Raw genomic sequence first — 20171 nt, 5'->3', positions numbered from 1 at the left:
AACTAAGCTCAAAATAAAAGAGCGCTTGTTAAAAGCGCTCAGTAAAAAATAATTATATGGAAGTATTTATTCAATACCGCTCGGATCATACGAATACTGTTGCTTATTCTCAATCCGCTCAATCACATCTTGCAGCTCATCTGGCTTCAGAAACTCAATTGGAGAGAAGCCCTTCTCAAATGTAAGTGTATCAGCCTCAATCATTAATACGTATCGATCATTTACCTTCGCAATATGTATTTGATCCCCGAAATCAGCAAGCAAAGCCTTCACAGAGATATGATCTGCTTTTAGTTTTAATTCCACTTCAGGAGCGTGCTCGACGATTTGAGCGGTAGCTTCCATTACTTCTTCGGTTGAAAATTGTTCCATAATTTCGCGTTTCGGACTGGCAGCCCATACTTCCATCGCTTGGTCGAATTGTTCGCGTTCTTCCGTACCTTCTTCAAATACATCTTCAATTTGGTCGTATACCATGTCCATTACTTGTGTTTTCATAATTTCAGGCATAGAGCGTTCATATTCGACGAATTTTAAGAAGTCTTCAAAGTAGCGGGCATGTGATGCTTGGTGTATTTTTAGTTCGCCTACTTCAACCATACCTTCTTCAGGCATGTATGGGTATTGGATAGATTTCATATTCTTTGTTGTGATGGCCATTTCAACGTTACGAATCAGTGTGGATTCATCAGAAATAGAAGCAACCTTTGGTTCGAAGTCGCATTTCATTACGAATACGAATGGGTCATCAAAGTATTTGCGTAGTTTTGCCTGAGCAATTAAAAATACACCACCGCGTACAGCGCTTGTGTCAAGATATGTATAAACGAGAGGTTCGCTCATATCTTTAAAGTTGTCCTTTGTTTCTGCAAAGCGAATACGATTAAAAAGGTTGTAATGAGGGTTTGAATCAAGTTCGTGCCCTTCCTCTACAATAAAGCGACCAATTTTTGTTGGGGCTTGTTCTGTTTTTGCATGACGTTCTACTTTTCGCTTCGATATTTTTAATAATTCACCATTCAAAAATTCTTTTAAGGAGCTATCTTCATATTCTTCAGCGTCTAAAGTTTGAAAATGTTTGTAGCGTTTATCAACTGCTTCACCTTTTCCTTCTACTTGTACAACATAAAAGGAAAGATAATTTATTTCAAAATCCATATTTATCACCTTGTTTCATTTCATTAACTCTTATCAGTATAGAGATGGAAAAAACTTTCGTCAATTTATATAAGGAAGGGGGAGCCCCTTCCTTATATAATTTTTATTTTCTCGATTAAAATCCGTCTTCTAATGCTGCGAATGGAATGTTTAGTCTGTTTTCTACTGTACGTAAACGTTGGTTTAAGCGGTTTAGTCTACGTGTATGGCGCTCAACTGTATTTTCTAGTTGACGTACTCTTTGTTCAAGCTCATTTACGCGTCTTTCTAATTGACGATTTCCAGTGCCAGGAAAAGAGATTGGAAGTTGGAATTGTCTATTTTGGTCATATGGATTCGTTTGCTCTGCTTGATCTATATAAGATTGATATTGTGCTTGTAAGTCATACTGTGGTTGTTGGTACGCATATTGATTATATGGATCATATGGATTGTAGGGATACATAATAACATCCTCCATTTCTTTAAAATAGGTTGAATTCACCATAATGTATGTGCAAAAGCGGAGCGGTGGCACGGCAAATACCTATTTATGTTGACGGGATTTTTCTTTATCCCGCATTAACGGGCAGTAAGACCCCACTGATTAAAGTTTCACTTTATAAAAAATAGCTTGAGGGTTTTTGATTTGTATTTCTTTTGCCTGATGGTATATACTGGATAAAAGAGAGAGTTTACATAAAAGTTACAATTCTATCAAACTCAAACTTTTATGTAAATATGTATAGACATTTATAAAAGAAAAGAGTAATTTATATAGAGTGAAAAATAACTTGTAACATTTTATAAACATATTGTAAAATGATTGTAACAAAACATACATAAAAATGAAATAAATACATAATAGTGATGTTGGGGAAAGGGAGAGAGTATATTGTTCCGTAAAGTAAAGGGTATATTAGTTGGGGTGTTATGTGTAGCTGTAGTGAGTGGCTGTGGTGCAAAAGTAAGTGATGTTGCATTGGTAAGTGATATTGGTGGGCACACTGTAGAGGCTAAAGCAGAAGTGCAAGATACTATTAGTTTAGTTGATGGTCGAACTGGTACTGAAGTGAAAAAATTAGATTTATCTGGTTTAGGCTATTTTGAAGATGAAGCGAAATTTAAAAAGTCTGTAACAAAGGTTGTTGGTGAGGTTGGAAAAAGCGTCGACAAAAAAATGGTTCCTTCACGTATAGCACCTGATGGAAGTTGGCAAGAAGGAAAACCTTCTTATGAATTAATGGAAAAAGAATTAGTAGATAAATTGTTAAATGTTGGTATGTGGGATGCTACGTATCAGTTGCCGATCGTGGAGAAAAAACCAGTCGCAACATTAAGTGATGCGCAAGGAAATGGTACGGTAATTGGTAGATATGAAACGAACTTAGGTGGTTCAACAGGTGGCCGTATTGAGAATATTCGTTTGTCAGCAGCGAGCATAAATGGAGTTGTGTTAGCAAAAGGAGACCGTTTCTCTTTTAATTCATTAATCGGTGATACAACACCAGATAAAGGATATCAATTAGGGAAAGAAATAGTTGATGGTAAATTAGTAGATGGATATGGCGGTGGTGTTTGTCAAACATCTTCAACTTTATACAATGCAGCAGATCAAGCTGGCCTGAAAATGGTGGAGAGAACTACACATTCTAAAACGGTAGGTTATGTTCCACAAGGAAGAGATGCTACAATTGCATATCCATATTTAGATTTAGTATTTGAAAATACGAATGATGCACCTGTGAAGCTTTATATGGGCATTCAGGGTGGAAAGCTAGTTGCTGAAGTACATAAAATGAGATAAGTATAATACCTTTATAAAAAAGCCATTATTTCTAAGTTTGATAGAATTAATGGCTTTTTTGTGCAATCAATATTACACCTCAAGATATAATGAACAGGAGGAAATTTAATAGGAGTAAGACAGTCTAAAAAAGCATTAAATTTAATTCATAGTTTTCTTATTGACATTATTAGTAATGGGGTGTATTCTTCATAATAACAACTAAATAAATGGAAAAATTTATTGGTTTTCTTATCAAGAGAGATGGAGGGACTGGCCCGATGAAATCTCAGCAACAGGCTGTATCAAAGTACTGTGCTAACTCCAGCGAACGCAATAGGCGTTTGAAAGATGAGGAGAAATGGATTCACATTTAACTCTTCTTATATGCGTAAGAAGAGTTTTTTGTTTAGAGAGGGGGGATAGAGTGAAGTTTGATGTAACGTATTTTTTAGAAAGTTTTCCGCAATTATTTAAATATGTATACATAACTTTAGGGATTACTGTAGTTTCAATGATTATTTCCTTCGTTATAGGGATCGGCTTGGCGATCATAACGAAAAATAAAACGAAATATTTATATTCAATTGCAAGAGTGTATATCTCTTTCTTTAGAGGAACCCCGTTATTAGTTCAATTGTTTGTTTTATATTTCGGATTACCACAAATCTTTCCGACATTTACAGTGCTTACAGCTATGCAAGCAACTTTAATTGGCCTAAGTTTAAATAATGCTGCTTATTTATCAGAGATTATTCGAGGTTCATTAAATGCTGTGGAATCAGGGCAAATGGATGCCTGTTTATCAGTTGGAATGACAAAGGCGCAAGCGATGCGACAAATTATTTTTCCGCAAGCTATTCGTGTCGCAGTACCGTCACTTGGAAATAATTTTGTTGGATTGTTAAAAGAATCTTCGTTATCTTTTGCACTTGGGGTGGCTGAAATTTTAGCACAAGCGAAAATGCTAGCGGCACAATCATATCGTTATATGGAAAGTTATTTAGCGGTAGCGATAGTATATTGGATTATTACAATCGTAATTAGCTGGGGACAGAAAAAGTTAGAAAAGAAACTTGATGCACCATATTTGTAACAGAAATGAGGTGATATATATGATTGAGATAAGAGATTTGTATAAGTCTTACAAACATAATGAAGTACTAAAAGGGATTTCACTTACTGTAAATAAGGGAGAAGTAGTAGTCATTATTGGACCTTCTGGTTCGGGTAAATCGACATTATTAAGGTGTTTAAACTTATTAGAACAACCGAATGATGGCAGTATTAGAATTGAAGATTTAGAGATTCATGCGAAGAGACTTTATAAAAAAGAAATAATACAATTGCGTCAAAAAACGGCAATGGTTTTTCAAAATTATAATTTATTTAAAAATAAAACAGCATTGCAAAATATTACAACGGCATTAACGGTTGTACAGAAAAAAAGTGAAGAAGAGGGAAAGGGAATATCGAGAAAAATATTAAAACAAGTAGGCTTAGCTGATAAAGAAGATTTTTATCCAACAATGTTATCAGGAGGGCAACAGCAAAGGATAGGGATTGCTAGGGCAATGGCTTTAAATCCCGCAGTATTATTGTTTGATGAACCGACTTCCGCACTTGATCCAGAATTGGTGAATGAGGTATTGCAAGTTATTAAAGACTTGGCAAGACAGCACATAACGATGGTTGTTGTTACACATGAAATGAATTTTGCAAAAGAGGTGGCGGATCGCGTTATATTTATGGCTGATGGCATTATTGTAGAGCAGGGAACACCAGAAGAAATTTTCCGAAACCCACAAAATGAACGTACGAAAAAGTTTTTACGACAATTGAATGCTTCAGAAGAAGGCAATCATTTCGTTATTTAGGAGGAAGAATTGTGAGGAAATCATCATTATTACTAACATTAGCATTAACAGTATCAGTTGGAGTTTTATCAGCTTGTGGTTCAAATACAGCAAGCGAAACAACAAATGAAAAAGTAGTAAAAGTTGGGACATCTGCAGGTCGTAGTCCATTTATTTTTAAAGAGGGTGAGAAAGTAAAAGGCTTTGATGCTGAAATTATTGAAGCGGCTGCTAAAAAGGCTGGGTATAAAGTAGAATGGAATGTTTCTGATTTTGAGGGATTATTTGGCTTATTAGATTCAGGACGAATTGATACAATTGCAAATGAACTATCAGTTTCTCCGGAAAGAAAAAAGAAATATGATTTTTCAATTCCGTACGTGTATTCTGGTTCTGTATTCGCGGTGAAGAAAGATAATCATACCATTAAATCGCTAGAAGATTTAAAAGGTAAGACTGTAGGTGTCGGGCTTGGTACAGCTGGAGAGCAAGAATTAAAAGCATTAAATAAAAATAATGCTTTTACAATTAAAACGTTCTCAGAGGATCCGACAGCGGAATTGAATGAAGTAGGACTTGGACGCGTCGATGCCTATTATAATGATAAAGTTCAAGTAGAAACAACTATAACAAAGGCGAAATTGGACAACGTCAAAATAGGATTTGGTCCACTTGAATGGGGAGAGATTGCATTTCCATTTGCAAAAAAGAGTGAAAAGTTAGAAGATATAAATAAAGCGTTGAAAGAATTAGAGCAAGATGGCACATTAAGTGATATATCAAAAAAATGGCTAAAAGTTGATGCTACGAAAAAACAAAATTAAGGTGTATTCGTTGAATGGAGTTATCGCCTATCAACTGATATAAAAAATTAAAGGAAACTAGAGAGGAAGTTATTCATGGTACAAATTCATCGGAAAACACGTATTGGTCATGTTGAATTTAAAGTGAAAGATTTAGAGCGTCAAATTGCTTTTTATGAAAATGTTGTAGGCTTAGAGGTAATTAAGCAAGAGGGAAATAAAGCATATTTATCTGGAAAAGGTGGAAAGAACGCGTTACTTGTTCTTGAAAAATTAGAGGACGGGGTACTGCAAGAACCGCGTACGACTGGTATATATCATGTAGCCTTTTTAGTTCCGACTCGTGAAGCTTTTGCTTCTGCGCTATTTGGGGTTCTTCGTAATAAGAATGTAATTGACAGCCCGGCTGAGCAAGAAGGGCGTTATACATATTCAAATGAAATTTTACCAATTTCAAGGTTTAATAGTGCAAGTGATCATACATATAGCGAAGCTTTTTATTTGCAAGATTTAGAGGGGAATGGTATTGAAATTTATGCAGACCGTCCGCGCGATCAATGGGGAGAAGGGCCAGGAGGAAGTGCACCACTTGATTTAAAAGAATTGGCAACACTCGTTGATTATGAGTTTGCTGGTTTGCCTGCTAATACTGTCGTTGGGCACGTACATTTACGAATAGCTGATGTAGAGAAATCACATGAATTTTATGTGGAAACAGTAGGTTTTGAAGTACAACAGCGTGAAGAGGATTGCTTATTTATTTCAGCAGGGGGATATCATCACCATATTGGTGCAAATACGTGGAACGGAGTAAAAAATCCACACCCACCAGTACATGCAACTGGACTAAAGGTATATGCGATTGTACTACCGCATAAAGAAGCGTTAGATGAAGTGAAAGAAAGATTAATAGAAAAACAACATGAAATAAATGAAACTACAAATGGGTTTGCGGTGGTAGATCCAAGTGGTATTACAGTGCAGTTTGAAATAGAAACAGTGTAAAAGAAGCGAGAAAGTGTATAATCACTTTCTCGCTTCTTTATGATCATTCATAGCTCAATCCAATATCTTCTTACTATAATCCCATCTTCCTCAGTGAAATCATCATCACGAAGCCCGCCGTTATGTAAAATCGTTTTTTCAGAAGCGGTATTCACTGCGTCGCAAACGACAAGTACTTTCGTGATGTTTAATTCCTTCGTTTTTTCTAATGATAATGCTAGTAATTTCGTAGCATAACCTTTTCTTCTTTCAGAAGGGCGAATGCCATAACCAATATGACCGCCAGCGTTAAATAGATGTTCAGTTAAACGATGACGTATATTAACAGCTCCGACAATTCTATTATTATCTGTAACGAGCCAATATGTAGAATCTGGTACCCAAGTTTCAGGGATATTTATTCCGTTATGCGCATCGAGAAGTTCTTGAACCATAGCTGGGAAGTTGGCAGGATTTTTTGAGATAACCCACGGGATCATTGTTTCATCGCTATCTTTCCATTCGTTATAGAAATCTAAGTATTCTTCTTGTTAATCAGTAGTAGGTGTAAGTAACGAGACGTTCATTGTTAGTAAGCTCCTTTAGTTATGTAGTTTTTATAAAAAATTATGACACAAAATGAAAGCGTTTTCTAAAAATTTCTCAACCTAATTTCATGTAATTCACCTTTGTTTTTTTAGAAAATTAGTGGAGGTTTAAAATTAGAAGTTATTTATTTTATGTTAATATTTAAAATATTAACATAAAACGGTCGGAGTATTAAGTTTATTTTAGTGGTATTCTTTCGTATCGATAAATGGATGTTTGTGATAATTTTTGTTTTATCTATCTATAATGAATGAAAGGAGGAAGTGCCCGTGAGTGTAGATTTTGATTTTATTATACGAATCGGTGTTGCTGGCTTGTTAGGAGCAATGATTGGTATTGAAAGAGAAATTCGATCGAAAGAAGCTGGATTAAAGACTCATTTCCTCGTAGCGGTAGGAAGTGCGTTAATAATGGTTGTTTCGAAATATGCCTTTTCAGATATTGTGTTTGAAGAGCATATGTCTCTAGACCCAAGTCGTATTGCAGCACAAGTCGTTAGTGGAGTTGGCTTTTTAGGTGCAGGCACAATTATTATTCAAAAACAGGCGGTGAAAGGATTAACGACCGCGGCTGGTTTATGGGCTACTGCCGGCATAGGATTAGCGATTGGAGCGGGAATGTATGTAGTAGGCATTGGAGCGACGATTCTCGTTTTAATTGGTTTAGAAATTGTAAGTCGTATTTTTAAGGTGCAATTTTTATTTCCACAAAATATAACAGTGCAAATGTTTGTAAATAAACATGAAGCGATACAACAAATATTAGAAACACTACAAGTGAAAGGCATCCCAATACTCTCATATGAGGTGGAAGCTTCACAGCAAGGTACAGAAACTGTTTATAAGGTAGGGATGCAACTGAAAAATATATCGTCAGAAGAAAAGAATGAGTTTATTCAGCATATGCAAACATTACCGGAAGTTACGTTTATAAAGTTAAAATCATAGTGTTGAAAACGAGGATAGATGTAGCAGGAATTTTGCTATTATCTATCTTTTTTGATCTAAAATGCACGGAAAGTCAAGCGTTAATTTTACATGAAATGAATATATGTGTGAACGTTACCTTATTTTTTCTCAATACAGGACAAAAAGTAAAAATAGTAAAATAATGGAGCGGGACACTAAAAATGTAAGGTAGGGGAGAGTATGAAAGGCTATTCAAAGAAAATGTTAGTAGGGGTAAGTTTTGCTAGTTTAATGTTAGGGAGTTTTCAAGGGGGCAGTTTGGCAGAAGATACTAAGGGAGAGCAAGTTTCTTATCGAAATGTGCTCAAAATGGAGCCAGTCGGTGTACAACTACCAGTACAAGAATTAGCTCATTCATCGAAAGTGCTCGAAAGCAAGTCTTTTGAGAAGAGGCTACAATTTGCCGATTTATCACAAAGACCACCTGAGGTGAAAAAAGAAAGTAAGCAATTAGCTGTAGCGAAAACTTATACAATTGCTGAATTAAATCAATTAAGCAATCAGCAGTTAGTAGATTTACTTGTAACAATTGATTGGGAGCAAATTACGGGGCTATTTCAGTTTAATACAGACAGTCTAGCATTCTATCAAAATGATAGTAGGATGCAGGCGATTATTGATAAATTGAAGCAGCAAGGACAAGCCTATACGAAGGATGATTCAAAAGGGATTGAGACATTAGTGGAGGTATTACGTTCAGGATTTTATTTAGGATTTTATAATTCGGAACTTAGTAAATTAAATGAACGGAGTTATCATGATAAATGCTTACCTGCATTAAAAGCGATAGCTAACAATTCAAATTTCAAGCTGGGTACATTAGAGCAAAATAGAGTGGTATCATCATACGGAAAGTTAATAGGAAACGCTTCGAGTGATGTGGAAACGATAACATCAGCTGCAAAAATTTTTAAACAATATAATGATAATTTTTCTACATTAGTAGATAATCTTTCAGCTGGAAATGCTATTTACGATATTATGCAAGGTGTTGATTACGACATTCAATCGTATTTGTACGATACGAGGAAAGCACCGAAAGATACAGTATGGTATCAGAAAATAGATAGTTATATTAATGAACTAAGTCGTTTTGCATTAATGGGAACGATTACAGCAAAAAACGGTTGGCTTATTAATAATGGCATTTATTATACAGGTAGACTCGGTACGTTCCATAGTACAGGAACGAAAGGGTTACAAGTTGTAACAGATGCGATGAAAATTTATCCGTATTTAGGGGAGCAATATTTCGTAGCTGCTGAGCAAATCGCAACGAATTATGGCGGAAAAGATGCAAATGGTAAAGTGGTGAATTTAGATCAAATAAGAGAAGATGGAAAGAAAAAATATTTGCCAAAAACGTATACGTTTGATGATGGGGCAATTGTTTTAAAAGCTGGAGATAAAGTGACAGAAGAAAAAGTAAAACGTTTATATTGGGCGGCAAAAGAAGTCAAGGCACAATTCCATCGTACGGTTGAAAGTGATCAACCTTTAGAAAAAGGAAATCCTGATGATGTACTAACGATGGTTATTTATAATAGCCCAGCAGAATATCAATTTAATCGTCAATTGTACGGTTATGAAACGAATAACGGTGGTCTTTATATAGAAGGAACAGGTACGTTCTTTACTTATGAGCGTACGCCAGAAGAAAGTATTTATAGTTTAGAAGAATTATTCAGACACGAGTTCACGCATTATTTACAAGGTAGATATGAAGTACCAGGGTTATGGGGACAAGGGAAAATATATGAAAATGAAAGATTATCTTGGTTTGAAGAAGGGAATGCTGAATTTTTTGCAGGGGCAACGAGAACGGATAATGTTGTACCGAGAAAGAGTATTATAGGAGGATTATCTTCAAACCCAGCGGAGCGTTATACGGCAGAGCGAACGTTAAATGCAAAGTATGGAACGTGGGATTTCTATAATTATTCCTTTGCTTTACAATCTTATATGTACAATAAGAGATATGATATGTTCGATAAAATACATGATCTTATTAGGAAAAATGATGTAACAGCATATGATGCATATCGCTCTACATTAAGTAAAGATGTGAATTTAAATAAAGAATATCAAGACTATATGCAAATGCTAGTTGATAATCGTGAGAAATATAATGTGCCATTAGTATCAGACGATTATTTAGCGAATCATGCATCAAAGCCAGTTTCAGATATTGCGGCAGAAATTACAGCGGAAGCAAAATTGAAAAATGTATCAGTGAAGAAAAATAAATCACAGTTCTTTAATACATTCACACTACAAGGAACATATACAGGAACCGCAGCAAAAGGAGAATATGAAGATTGGAAAACAATTACACAAAACGTTAATGATACGTTAAAACGTTTAAGTGCAAAGGAATGGACAGGCTATAAAACAGTAACAGCATACTTCGTAAATTATCGCGTGAATGCATCAGGACAATTTGAATATGATGTTGTGTTCCACGGTATTAATACAGAAGAAGGTGCAGAGAATAAAGCACCAGTTGCAGTTATAAACGGTCCGTATAGTGGAAATGTAAATGAAGCAATTTCATTTAAAAGCGACGGATCAAAAGATGAAGACGGGAAAATTACTTCGTATAAATGGGAGTTTGGTGATGGAGCAGTAAGTAATGAGCAAAATCCAACTCACGTATATACAAAAGAAGGAACGTATACAACGAAATTAACGGTAACAGACGATAAAGGAGCAACTAATACTGCTATAGCGACTGTAACTGTTCAAAAGAAAGAAGATAACAGTGTAGAAAAAGAACCGAATAACTCATTCCAAACAGCAAACAAACTGCAGTTAAATCAAGTCTTACGTGCTAGTTTAGGAGATGGCGATACAAGTGATTTCTTTGAAATTAATGTGGAGACTGCTAAAAACCTTCAAATTAACGTAACGAATGAAAATAATATCGGAATGAACTGGGTACTTTATTCTGAAGCAGATTTAAATAATTATGTTACGTATGCTCAGCAACAAGGGAATAAACTAGTAGGTAGTTACTACACGTATCCAGGGAAGTATTATTTACATGTGTATCAGTATAGTGGTGGAACAGGGAATTATACGGTGGAAGTAAAGTAGTAAAAAGGGAGTTGTCTTTTTCAATGAATGGCACAAGGTCTGTACTTTAATGGAAAAACAATTGTAGGAAATGTCTATAATGATAATAACAAATTAAGTGCCGAGAGATGTTATATTTACATTAAACAAATCTAATCAGTAAATGAGATAAAGTCGATGAACTATTCTTTCATCACGATGTAAGAATAGTTATAAATATTAAGTGCGTTTAATGTAATTAAACTAAAGGATTAGAGTGTATCTGTAACAATAGATAAGCTCTGATCCTTATTGTTTTTAATTAACGCACATAAATTTAAGATAATTAATAAGTAAGTTAGCTAGCAGGATTCTTAAAATGTGCTTATGTAATTAACTAAACAGAAAATTTGTATCACATTAGCAAGGGATACTAATAGAAAAGCGTGTCCCTTTACCCAATTCACTCTCTATCTCTATATCTCCGTTTAATTCTCTAATAATACTATAAGCAATCATAGTACCAAGCCCAGTTCCTTTTTCTGTTGTTGAATAGAATGGCAAAGCAATTCGTTTTATTTGTTGAGATGACATCCCAATTCCTGAATCAATAATATCAATTATGATATTTCCTTTTACTTTTTGTATATTTATTTGTAATAATCCACCATTTTTCATAGCCTCAATTCCGTTTTGGATGATGTTGTTTAGACAGAGTTTGAATTTTTCGGGGTCCCCATTTATATAAAAGGAATCTGTACTATTTTGTTTGATTTCAATTTTGTATGATAGAGCGAGTGGTGAAATAGTATCTTTCACCTGATTTAAAATGTGATTAATATCTATTTTCTCTTTTAGGGTGTTCTGTGGTTTGGTTAAAGATAAATAGTTATTAATAGTAGATTGTATTTGCTGCATTTCAATTAACATGATTTCTAAGTATTGATCCTGAGATAGCTTAGAGGCATGTTTTTCATTTAATAATTGAGTGAATCCATGTACCGTGGTTAGTGGATTGTGGATTTCGTGTGCAATTGACGCTGCTAGTTCGCTAGCTATATAAAATTTTTCAGCCCGTTGTAGCTTTTCTTTCATTTTATATTTCTCGATCATTCCCTCTATTAAATAAACTGATAATAATACTGTGAAAATATTAATGATTATGTAATTTAATAAAAATTCTATGAGAGTAGAGTCTATTTTCCCTCCTGTATGTATTTGAGTTATAATACCGCAAATAGAAAGTGAAGTTGTACATACTAAAATAAGGAGTAAGCTTAATAATACTTTTTTTTCTTTAACATACATAGGTAATAAGTAACGAAAGAGCATTGTTATACCAAAAATAATAGTGAAGATAATAAATGATGGAAGAACGCCATTTCCGCCTAAGTAAAACCGATAAGAAAGATATAAAATTCCTATAAAAACAATGTTTTTTGTATTTCCATATAGAAAAACTAATATTATAGGAATAAAACGTAAATCATAAATAAATCCCACATGTAAATGAAAAGGAAAAGTCATACAAAAAATAATAGCAATGGAGGAAAGGATAGAAAATAACATATTATTACATGTTATTTTTTCTTTAAACTCTAGCCAGAATACGTGATAGCTAAGGATACAAATTATTATAATAAAGGTATTTAATAAAAGAGTAGAAATTCCCATAGTTTTGCATCTCCAATAGTTTGTAAGTAGAATTATGTATGAGTTGGACAAAGATGTTTAGTATTAGTAGACTTTTTATCAAAAAAGGAAGGGTACTTGAAAAGTGCTGTTATATTACTCGTATTAAAATTGATAAGGAAAATAGAAAAAATCTATTTAAATTTATGTACATATGAAATTATAAACTAACTTTTGTATAGGTAAAATTTGGATTAAGTTACTGATAAAATAAGGTTTTTAAGTATGAATATTCTGTGAAAATGATATGCGTGGTGACTCCTGTTTGTAGCCTTCGTTATATTAACATGGAATATATCAAATTACAAAGTGAAATTTTAGAAAAATTTTATTAGTACATTTTATCTGAAATAGAAATGCTATTTATTTGAGTATTTTGGTACTTACTCGTATAAAACTTTGTTAGAAAAAGACTTCAAAATTTAAATGTTTTTTATGAAGCGTAATATTGTAACTTTATCTATGTGGGTTTCTCAATAACTATTAAGGTGAAGAGTTAAGATATATAGGTTTATAGATATGAATTATTACATAAAAACGCACTTGGAAAAGGATGTATGATGGTAATAGAATACAAACATCAAGGGGGAACTTAAAATGAAGTTAAATAAACTAGTGCTTAGTTGTGGAGTAGTTTCAGCATTAACACTTGGTGTGTTAGGGAATAATACTTATGCTGAAGAAGTACACAAAACGAATGATCCAATTCATGTAGTTGAACATGTTTCTGCAGACTTATTATTAACCCAAACAATGGATTATAGTGGCGAGGCTGAAACTTCTTTCGTATATGATGGGAGTACTGACTTAAGCTTCTCTATGAAAAATAATGGTCAAAATACAATGGGATATAGTGTAAAAGGTCCAAATACAGAGCTAATTGTTGGTGGTTATATAAAACCTGGAGAACAACAAATTAATGTTACAAATGTACGGAATGCTTTATCTCCATTACCGAATGGAACATATAAAATTTACGTTTCAAATGATGATGGTTCTAAGGGGCAATTCCAAGTTTCAGTAAGATCTATGAATTAAATTTAAAACGCTTTGCTTTTAAGTTAATTTAATCTTTACTTATTGGAAAGAAGCTAAATTGAATTGAGAATTACCGATAAAAATGAAAACGAGCACCTTATCTAATTGGGAGAGGGTGTTCGTTTTTTGCTATTAAACAGAAAATAATTATAAATATATTTTGATATTCCCATTGCTAACCTACTAGATTGTGTCAACTAGAGAATGTCTACTATAAAATATATTAAAATAAAGGTGATGTAACATTCCGCTAAATTATATGGGGAAATAGAAAAACCACCCTTATATGAGTGGTTTTAGTAATTATTTTTAGGTTATACATTTAAAATTAGGCTAAGTTATAGAAATAATAAACATTTAATCCGTTGTTATTATTTTGGTTCTGGATAATGATTGTAGTATGAGATTCTAATAAATTCTTGGTAGACATTTGTTAATTTGGCATCTCTAAGAGCATCGTTGAATTTTTGCATACGTACACTACCTTGAGCGTAGCCTCCACCAGGAGTATAAGGGTTTCTAGCTTCAAAGTCATCCAAAAATACTTTTAATTTTTTATAGTCTTGAGATTGATAGAAAGCCACGGCCTCTTCAGGAGTAACGTCAAAGTAAGAGGATGATGTTGAGTTATAAGAAGCTGCTTGAGCAGTAGGTACCTCTAGCATAGTTGCAGCTCCACCGAACATAGTAAGCGCCATAGAAGATACAATAATTTTTTTAAACATAATAAAACCTCCATGTAGAATATTGGATTAACAGTAACCCTGTAATCATTATAGTTACATTGAAAATGATTATCAAATGCAATATTGCATAATGTATCCCGCTATTTGTGGGCAGTAAGAATCACGCCCACAAATTCAATGAAAGCAAAGAAGTTAGATGGGGATCGAGCTGAATAAAGTTTTACTTTATTCTTTAAATGAGAAGTCACCCTTATATCTCAATGAAGGAGCGTAATAGAGAATTAATAGATTAAAAGAGGTGTATAAGTTACTCAGGTTAACAAGAAAATGTAGAGGATATTTTTAATAGGGGGAAAGCTTAATAACTGGAGTAAAGGAATTGCTATTTATATATTTAACATACATATTTGTTTTTTAAATTGTAGGCGCATTTTAGAATTTGTATATAGTAAATTCGTTAAAAAACTTGATAAATAATAAAATGTGTAAATTTTTTGACTATTTCATTAAAATTATTTAATATTTGTAATTTATTGTTTTATAATGATAATCGGGTCGGTCGTGAATGTTTTAGATATTGCGATATATACTCGGATTAATTTATTCTAGGGAGGTTACAAAATTGGGTAAGAGAGTCATTATAAGAGTTTTTACATTATTATCAGTACTGGCATTATTCCTTAATGTATTTTTACCTAGGGCTAGTGCAGAGGTTATGACGCATGAGAAATATTCAATGGACTGGAGTTATAGTAATAGTCTAGGTAAGTACATTCGCACTGAAATGATTAAAAATTCAAGTGGTCAAATTGCTTATTGCTTAACCCTTGGATTAAAATCACCAAATGGTGAAGATCTTCCTGAAATGGGGAAAACAGATAATGTAGTATATAGAGTCTTATTAAATGGTTTCCCGCAAAAAAGTGCTGAACAGCTGGGAGTAGCTAATAAGAATGAAGCGCATTATGCAACGCAACTTGCGGTTTGGAATGCATTAGGTCAACTCGATGTAAATGAATTAAAACATGAGAATAAAAATGTTGAAAAAGCAGCTAAGGCTATTATTAGTAATGCTAATAATAGTGAAGAGACTCAAGATGTTTTTATGAATGTGATTCCTGCTGAAAAGCAAAAAGCAGAATTAAAGGGTGAATTCTTCGAAACAAATCTATATTCAGTACAAACAAATGCTAAGAGTGGTTCTTATAAGGTAGTAGCGAAAAATGCACCTAATGGAGTTAGAATTGTAAGTGAAAATGGAGAAGTGAAAGATCAGCTTTCAGTTGGAGAAAAATTTCGTATCCAAATTCCTAAGAATACAAAAACGGGTGAATTTAATTTAAGTGTTGCTGCTAATTTAACTAAAGTTCAAGCAATTGCTTACCGTGGTACGGATACTGTTCAGAATGCTACAGTACTATTAGAAAGAAATGAAGAAAAGCTTAGTAGTGATCTTGCAGTAAATTGGGAAGCAGCTGGTTCTTTAAAAATTAAAAAGGTTGGAGAAAATGGAGAAGTTTTAGCTGGCGCAGTATTTGAGGTCTTTAATGCAAATAATGAATCAGTTGGAAAAATCACGACTGGTGCTGATGGTATGGCAGAATTAAACAACTTACCAATTGGTACTTACACATTAAAAGAAATTAAAGCACCAACAGGCTACGTTTCAGATGATAAACCACAAACTATTGAAGTTAAGACAGGAGAAACAGGAGCTGTCCAAATAGTAAATAACAAAGTAAAAGGTAACATCGAAATTAAAAAGCTCAGTGATTCAGGAAAGGTTTTACCAAATGTTGAATTCACAGTCTTTACTGAAGATGGAAAAGAAGTGCAAAAAGTAGTAACAAAAGAAAATGGAATTGCAAACGTTGAAGGTCTTACGTATGGTAAGTATTATTTCTTAGAGACAAAAACACCTAATGGATATATTGGAAATAAAACAAAGTATCCTTTTGAAATTAAAGAGCACAATAAAACACTTACTTTTACAGTGGAAAATACCGAAGTGAAAGGTAGTGTAAAATTACTAAAAGTAGATAATGAAGATATTAGCAAAAAATTAGAAGGTGCAGTATTTGAATTGAAAGATGAGAGTGGAAAAGTAGTTGGGGAATATAAGACAGATAAAAATGGCGAGATTAACGTCAAAGATTTAGCGTATGGTAAATATTCATTTGTAGAAAAGGCTTCTCCACATGGTTACGTTCTTGTTAAAGAACAAATTATGTTCGAAATAAAGGAACATGGGAAGATTATTGAGTTATTGGCAGTTAATCATCTTATCAAAGGTGATCTAGAAATTACAAAGGTAGATGTAGCTGATGGAAATAACAAGCTTCCAAATGCAGAATTTACGATTTATAACGAAGCAGGAAAAGAAGTAGTAAAAGGAAAAACAGACGATAAAGGAATCGCTAAATTTGAAAAATTACCATTTGGAAAATACACATATAAAGAAACTGTTGCACCAAAAGGTTATGTATTAAATGAAGAAACGTTCTCTTTTGAAATTAAAGAGAATGGTCAAATCATTAAACACATTGTCAAAGATGAAAAGATTCCTTCAATAAAAACAACAGCTACTGATAAAACAGATGGTACAAAAGAAATGCACACGTCTAAGTCTGTAACAATCCAAGATAAAGTGGAATACAAAGACCTACAAGTAGGTAAAGAATACACTTTAAAAGGTAAATTAATGAATAAAGAGACTAATAAACCATTAGTTGTAAATGGTAAAGAAGTAACAGCTGAAACGAAGTTTACACCAAAAGAAGCAAATGGCTCTATTACATTAGACTTCACATTTGATGCAACTGGTTTAGAAGAAAAAGAGGTAGTAGTATTCGAAGAGTTATTGAAAGAAGGAAAAATTGTTACAACACATGCTGATATCAATGATAAAGGTCAAACAGTTAAGTTCGTTAAGCCATCAGTAAAAACGACAGCAACAAACAAAGCTGATGGTGGAAAAGAGATTCATTCAAAGGATTCTATCACTATTCAAGACAAAGTGGAGTATACTAACTTAGTTGTAGGTAAAGAGTACACTGTAAAAGGTAAACTAATGAACAAAGCTATTAACAAACCATTATTAATTGATGGAAAAGAAGTAACAGCTGAAACGAAGTTTACTGCAAAAGAAAAGAACGGTCTTGTAACACTAGACTTTACTTTTGTTGGTGCTGAACAGCAAGGAAGAGAAGTAGTCGTGTTTGAAGACTTATTACATGAAGGTCAAGTAATTGCAACACATGCTGACATTAACGATGTAGGTCAAACAGTTCGATTTGTAGAACCTTCTATTAAAACGACAGCTATAAACAAAGCTGATGGTTCTAAAGAGTTAGACGCTTCTAAATCTGTAACAATCCAAGATAAAGTGGAATACAAAGACTTAGTCGTGGGTAAAGAGTATGTTGTAAAAGGTAAACTGATGGATAAAGCAACAAACAAGCCATTATTAGTTGATGGTAAAGAAGTAACAGTAGAATCTAAGTTTATTGCTAAAGAGAAGAATGGTTCTATCACACTAGATTTCACATTTAATGCTTCTGCATTACAAGATAAAGAAGTAGTAGTGTTTGAAGAACTGTATCAAGATAATATATTAGTAGCTATTCACGCTGAAATTGAAGATAAGGGACAAACAGTGAAATTTAAAGAGGTAAAGCCGGAACAACCTAAACCAGAACAGCCAAATTCAGATAAAAATACTCCAACACCAGAGCAGCCTAACGAGCAAGTAAAAGAACAACCACAACCTAAGCAAGAAATTCAATCTAAAATTGGATGGTTACCGCAAACAGGTACTAATCTTACAAGTTGGATCTCTATGGCTGCAGGCGCATTACTGTTAATTGTTGGTGGAGTGATTTTCTTAAAACGTAAAAATGCATAGAAATTAAAAAATAAGCACATCTGTTTTTATAACAAGATGTGCTTATTTTTATCATTTTAGCCAAGAAGACTCCTATATTTAAGCGTGAATGGCATTTAAAATAGCAAATTTATTTGTAGTAAATAATACATAATTTTGTTTTACTGTTTTAATTAAAATACGGTCTGTTGTCCCATAAGCTGTTCCAATACGTATGACATCTACTTCTTCAACACCAGCATAGGTAGCATCTTCGGTAATCTCAATCACATCACGTAATGGAATTGTAATCTCCGCCAATTGCCATGAAATAATTAACTCTTCATTTGTTTTTTTTACATTAATGCCTAGCATTATACCAAGACCCTTCAATAATAATACGCTACACTTCTAATCTTATTATATAAATTTTTAGATTTTTTATCTATATGTAGGAATAGAATTTATTTATATTTGCGAGCATCTTAATGATGTCAAACAAATAGAAGGATATACAGTCTTTCTATTAAGAAATATGGTAAGAACAAAAGTTCACTTCAAATTAGTATGAATTTGATATGGTTGAGATATTATGAACGAGAAATAGTAAGAGTTGCAGGAAGGAAATGAATAATGAGACTTAAATTAATAGGGATTTTCATTTGTGTAATTATGATGTTAGGTATCTTTATAATTTACACCAATCAATCTATTGGTAAAGAACCAGATAAGACGAACTATGAATCTCGTGAAAACTCCATAAATAAAGAGAAAGATAGTAGAGGAAAAGGGCAATCAAAATACAATGAAAGTTCTTTTGCTAGTATACAGGCTGTAGTTAATAAGGAATATGGATTACCCGAAGACTATAAACCAGAGGATTTAGTTGTACCAAATGTACCATTCTCATTTAGTGGAACGGTAGAAAAGAGCCACCTCCGTAAAGAGGCGGCAGAAGCACTGGAAAAGTTATTTGATTTAGCAAAGCAGGAGGGGATTCAGTTAAATGCTGTTTCGGGATTTCGTTCCTATGACTATCAACAACGACTGTATGCAAACAATGTGAAAAGAAAAGGACAAGAGCATACGGATCGCTTCTCGGCAAAACCAGGACATAGCGAACATCAAACAGGGCTAACAATGGACGTTTCTTCTAAAAGTGCGAACAATGAACTAGAGTTATCCTTTGCTAATACGAAGGAAGGAAAATGGCTGAAAGAAAACGCGCATCGCGCAGGGTTTATCATTCGTTATCCTAAGGGAAAGGAAAGTATTACAGGTTATGCATATGAACCTTGGCATATTCGCTATGTAGGAGATATTGCTGAAAATATATATAAACAAAAGCAGACTTTAGAAGAATACATGAATCTATGAAAATAGAATTGAAGAATTAAACTGGCTATCAATAGACGTGAGATTGTAAAAGGCAGGGGATATAAATTAAGGTGTTTTTTAATTTTTTTGGTGAAGAGGGAAGGTATCCCTCTTCTTTTTTCAGTCCTTGTAAAATTTGAGGATGTCTTAAGGGAGTGAAAAGATGGATTGTGTGAGTGTATTAATAAAGGCTACTTTAGGTGGCTTCTAGAGATGTTTTTTGAGGAAATACTAGTATTCATTGCAGCAATCGCCTATATTATAGGAGCATTCACGTTGGGATATAACAGAGAATTATAGAGTAAAGTAGGATTCAAAA

Annotated in this window: 15 protein-coding genes, 1 pseudogene and 1 riboswitch; of the genes and pseudogenes, 10 read left to right on the top strand and 6 right to left on the bottom strand. The window is 33.5% G+C overall.

Annotated elements, in window-relative coordinates; genetic code table 11:
- Nucleotides 1-66: 66 nt before the first annotated feature.
- Nucleotides 67-1158, bottom strand: a complete 1092-nt coding sequence (locus ACUXVC_RS17805) for a DUF3900 domain-containing protein (protein WP_088023553.1) — start codon at nt 1156-1158, stop codon at nt 67-69.
- A gap of 115 nt (nt 1159-1273) precedes the next feature.
- The gene (locus tag ACUXVC_RS17800; protein ID WP_000283711.1) at nt 1274-1603 is read right to left on the bottom strand and encodes a hypothetical protein; all 330 of its coding nucleotides are present in this window, start codon (nt 1601-1603) and stop codon (nt 1274-1276) included.
- A gap of 429 nt (nt 1604-2032) precedes the next feature.
- On the opposite strand from ACUXVC_RS17800, the gene ACUXVC_RS17795 reads away from it, so the two are divergent.
- The 5 genes from ACUXVC_RS17795 (at nt 2033) to ACUXVC_RS17775 (ending at nt 6587) form a co-directional block, all read left to right on the top strand.
- Complete coding sequence (locus tag ACUXVC_RS17795) at nt 2033-2944, top strand: VanW family protein (protein ID WP_000488980.1); 912 nt, start codon at nt 2033-2035, stop codon at nt 2942-2944.
- Between the two features lie 228 nt (nt 2945-3172).
- A riboswitch (SAM riboswitch) is annotated at nt 3173-3281 on the top strand.
- Nucleotides 3282-3350: 69 nt separating this feature from the next.
- Nucleotides 3351-4019, top strand: coding sequence for an amino acid ABC transporter permease (locus ACUXVC_RS17790; protein WP_000667177.1), 669 nt, complete (start codon nt 3351-3353; stop codon nt 4017-4019).
- Between the two features lie 19 nt (nt 4020-4038).
- A complete protein-coding gene (locus tag ACUXVC_RS17785; RefSeq protein WP_446025797.1) occupies nt 4039-4800 on the top strand; it encodes an amino acid ABC transporter ATP-binding protein in 762 nt (253 codons plus the stop codon).
- 11 nt (nt 4801-4811) lie between these two features.
- Nucleotides 4812-5603, top strand: a complete 792-nt coding sequence (locus tag ACUXVC_RS17780; protein ID WP_029442990.1) for an amino acid ABC transporter substrate-binding protein — start codon at nt 4812-4814, stop codon at nt 5601-5603.
- A 75-nt stretch (nt 5604-5678) separates the two neighbouring features.
- Nucleotides 5679-6587 carry a VOC family protein gene (locus tag ACUXVC_RS17775; protein WP_446025796.1) on the top strand — a complete coding sequence of 303 codons (909 nt, stop codon included), beginning with the start codon at nt 5679-5681 and terminating at the stop codon, nt 6585-6587.
- A gap of 47 nt (nt 6588-6634) precedes the next feature.
- Here ACUXVC_RS17775 and ACUXVC_RS17770 read toward each other — a convergent pair.
- Nucleotides 6635-7153: pseudogene (locus ACUXVC_RS17770) on the bottom strand (GNAT family N-acetyltransferase).
- A 291-nt stretch (nt 7154-7444) separates the two neighbouring features.
- Here ACUXVC_RS17770 and ACUXVC_RS17765 point away from each other — a divergent pair.
- Together ACUXVC_RS17765 and colA are read left to right on the top strand one after the other, a co-directional pair.
- On the top strand, nt 7445-8122 hold the full coding sequence (locus ACUXVC_RS17765) for an MgtC/SapB family protein (protein ID WP_000109719.1): 678 nt from the start codon (nt 7445-7447) through the stop codon (nt 8120-8122).
- A gap of 201 nt (nt 8123-8323) precedes the next feature.
- Nucleotides 8324-11239 (top strand): collagenase ColA, encoded by a 2916-nt coding sequence (gene colA, locus ACUXVC_RS17760; RefSeq protein WP_446025795.1) that lies wholly within the window; start codon nt 8324-8326, stop codon nt 11237-11239.
- A 378-nt stretch (nt 11240-11617) separates the two neighbouring features.
- On the opposite strand, the gene ACUXVC_RS17755 is transcribed toward colA, so the two are convergent.
- Entirely contained in the window at nt 11618-12871 is a 1254-nt protein-coding gene (locus ACUXVC_RS17755) for a sensor histidine kinase (protein WP_098976800.1), read from the bottom strand.
- 615 nt (nt 12872-13486) lie between these two features.
- Here ACUXVC_RS17755 and ACUXVC_RS17750 point away from each other — a divergent pair.
- Nucleotides 13487-13927, top strand: coding sequence for a hypothetical protein (locus tag ACUXVC_RS17750; protein WP_000773517.1), 441 nt, complete (start codon nt 13487-13489; stop codon nt 13925-13927).
- Between the two features lie 371 nt (nt 13928-14298).
- Here ACUXVC_RS17750 and ACUXVC_RS17745 read toward each other — a convergent pair whose 3' ends face one another.
- Nucleotides 14299-14652 (bottom strand): hypothetical protein, encoded by a 354-nt coding sequence (locus tag ACUXVC_RS17745; RefSeq protein WP_016080730.1) that lies wholly within the window; start codon nt 14650-14652, stop codon nt 14299-14301.
- Nucleotides 14653-15235: 583 nt separating this feature from the next.
- On the opposite strand from ACUXVC_RS17745, the gene ACUXVC_RS17740 reads away from it, so the two are divergent.
- Entirely contained in the window at nt 15236-18517 is a 3282-nt protein-coding gene (locus tag ACUXVC_RS17740; protein ID WP_446025794.1) for a VaFE repeat-containing surface-anchored protein, read from the top strand.
- 78 nt (nt 18518-18595) lie between these two features.
- Here ACUXVC_RS17740 and ACUXVC_RS17735 read toward each other — a convergent pair whose 3' ends face one another.
- A complete protein-coding gene (locus ACUXVC_RS17735; RefSeq protein WP_000900689.1) occupies nt 18596-18850 on the bottom strand; it encodes a SunI/YnzG family protein in 255 nt (84 codons plus the stop codon).
- A 258-nt stretch (nt 18851-19108) separates the two neighbouring features.
- On the opposite strand from ACUXVC_RS17735, the gene ACUXVC_RS17730 reads away from it, so the two are divergent.
- Nucleotides 19109-19852 (top strand): M15 family metallopeptidase, encoded by a 744-nt coding sequence (locus ACUXVC_RS17730; protein WP_089171552.1) that lies wholly within the window; start codon nt 19109-19111, stop codon nt 19850-19852.
- The last annotated feature ends 319 nt before the right edge of the window (nt 19853-20171 follow it).

The sequence above is a fragment of the Bacillus sp. N6 genome, assembly GCF_052805735.1.
The sequence above is the reverse complement of the archived record's forward strand: the minus strand, read 5'-3'. Positions and strand labels throughout refer to the sequence as shown.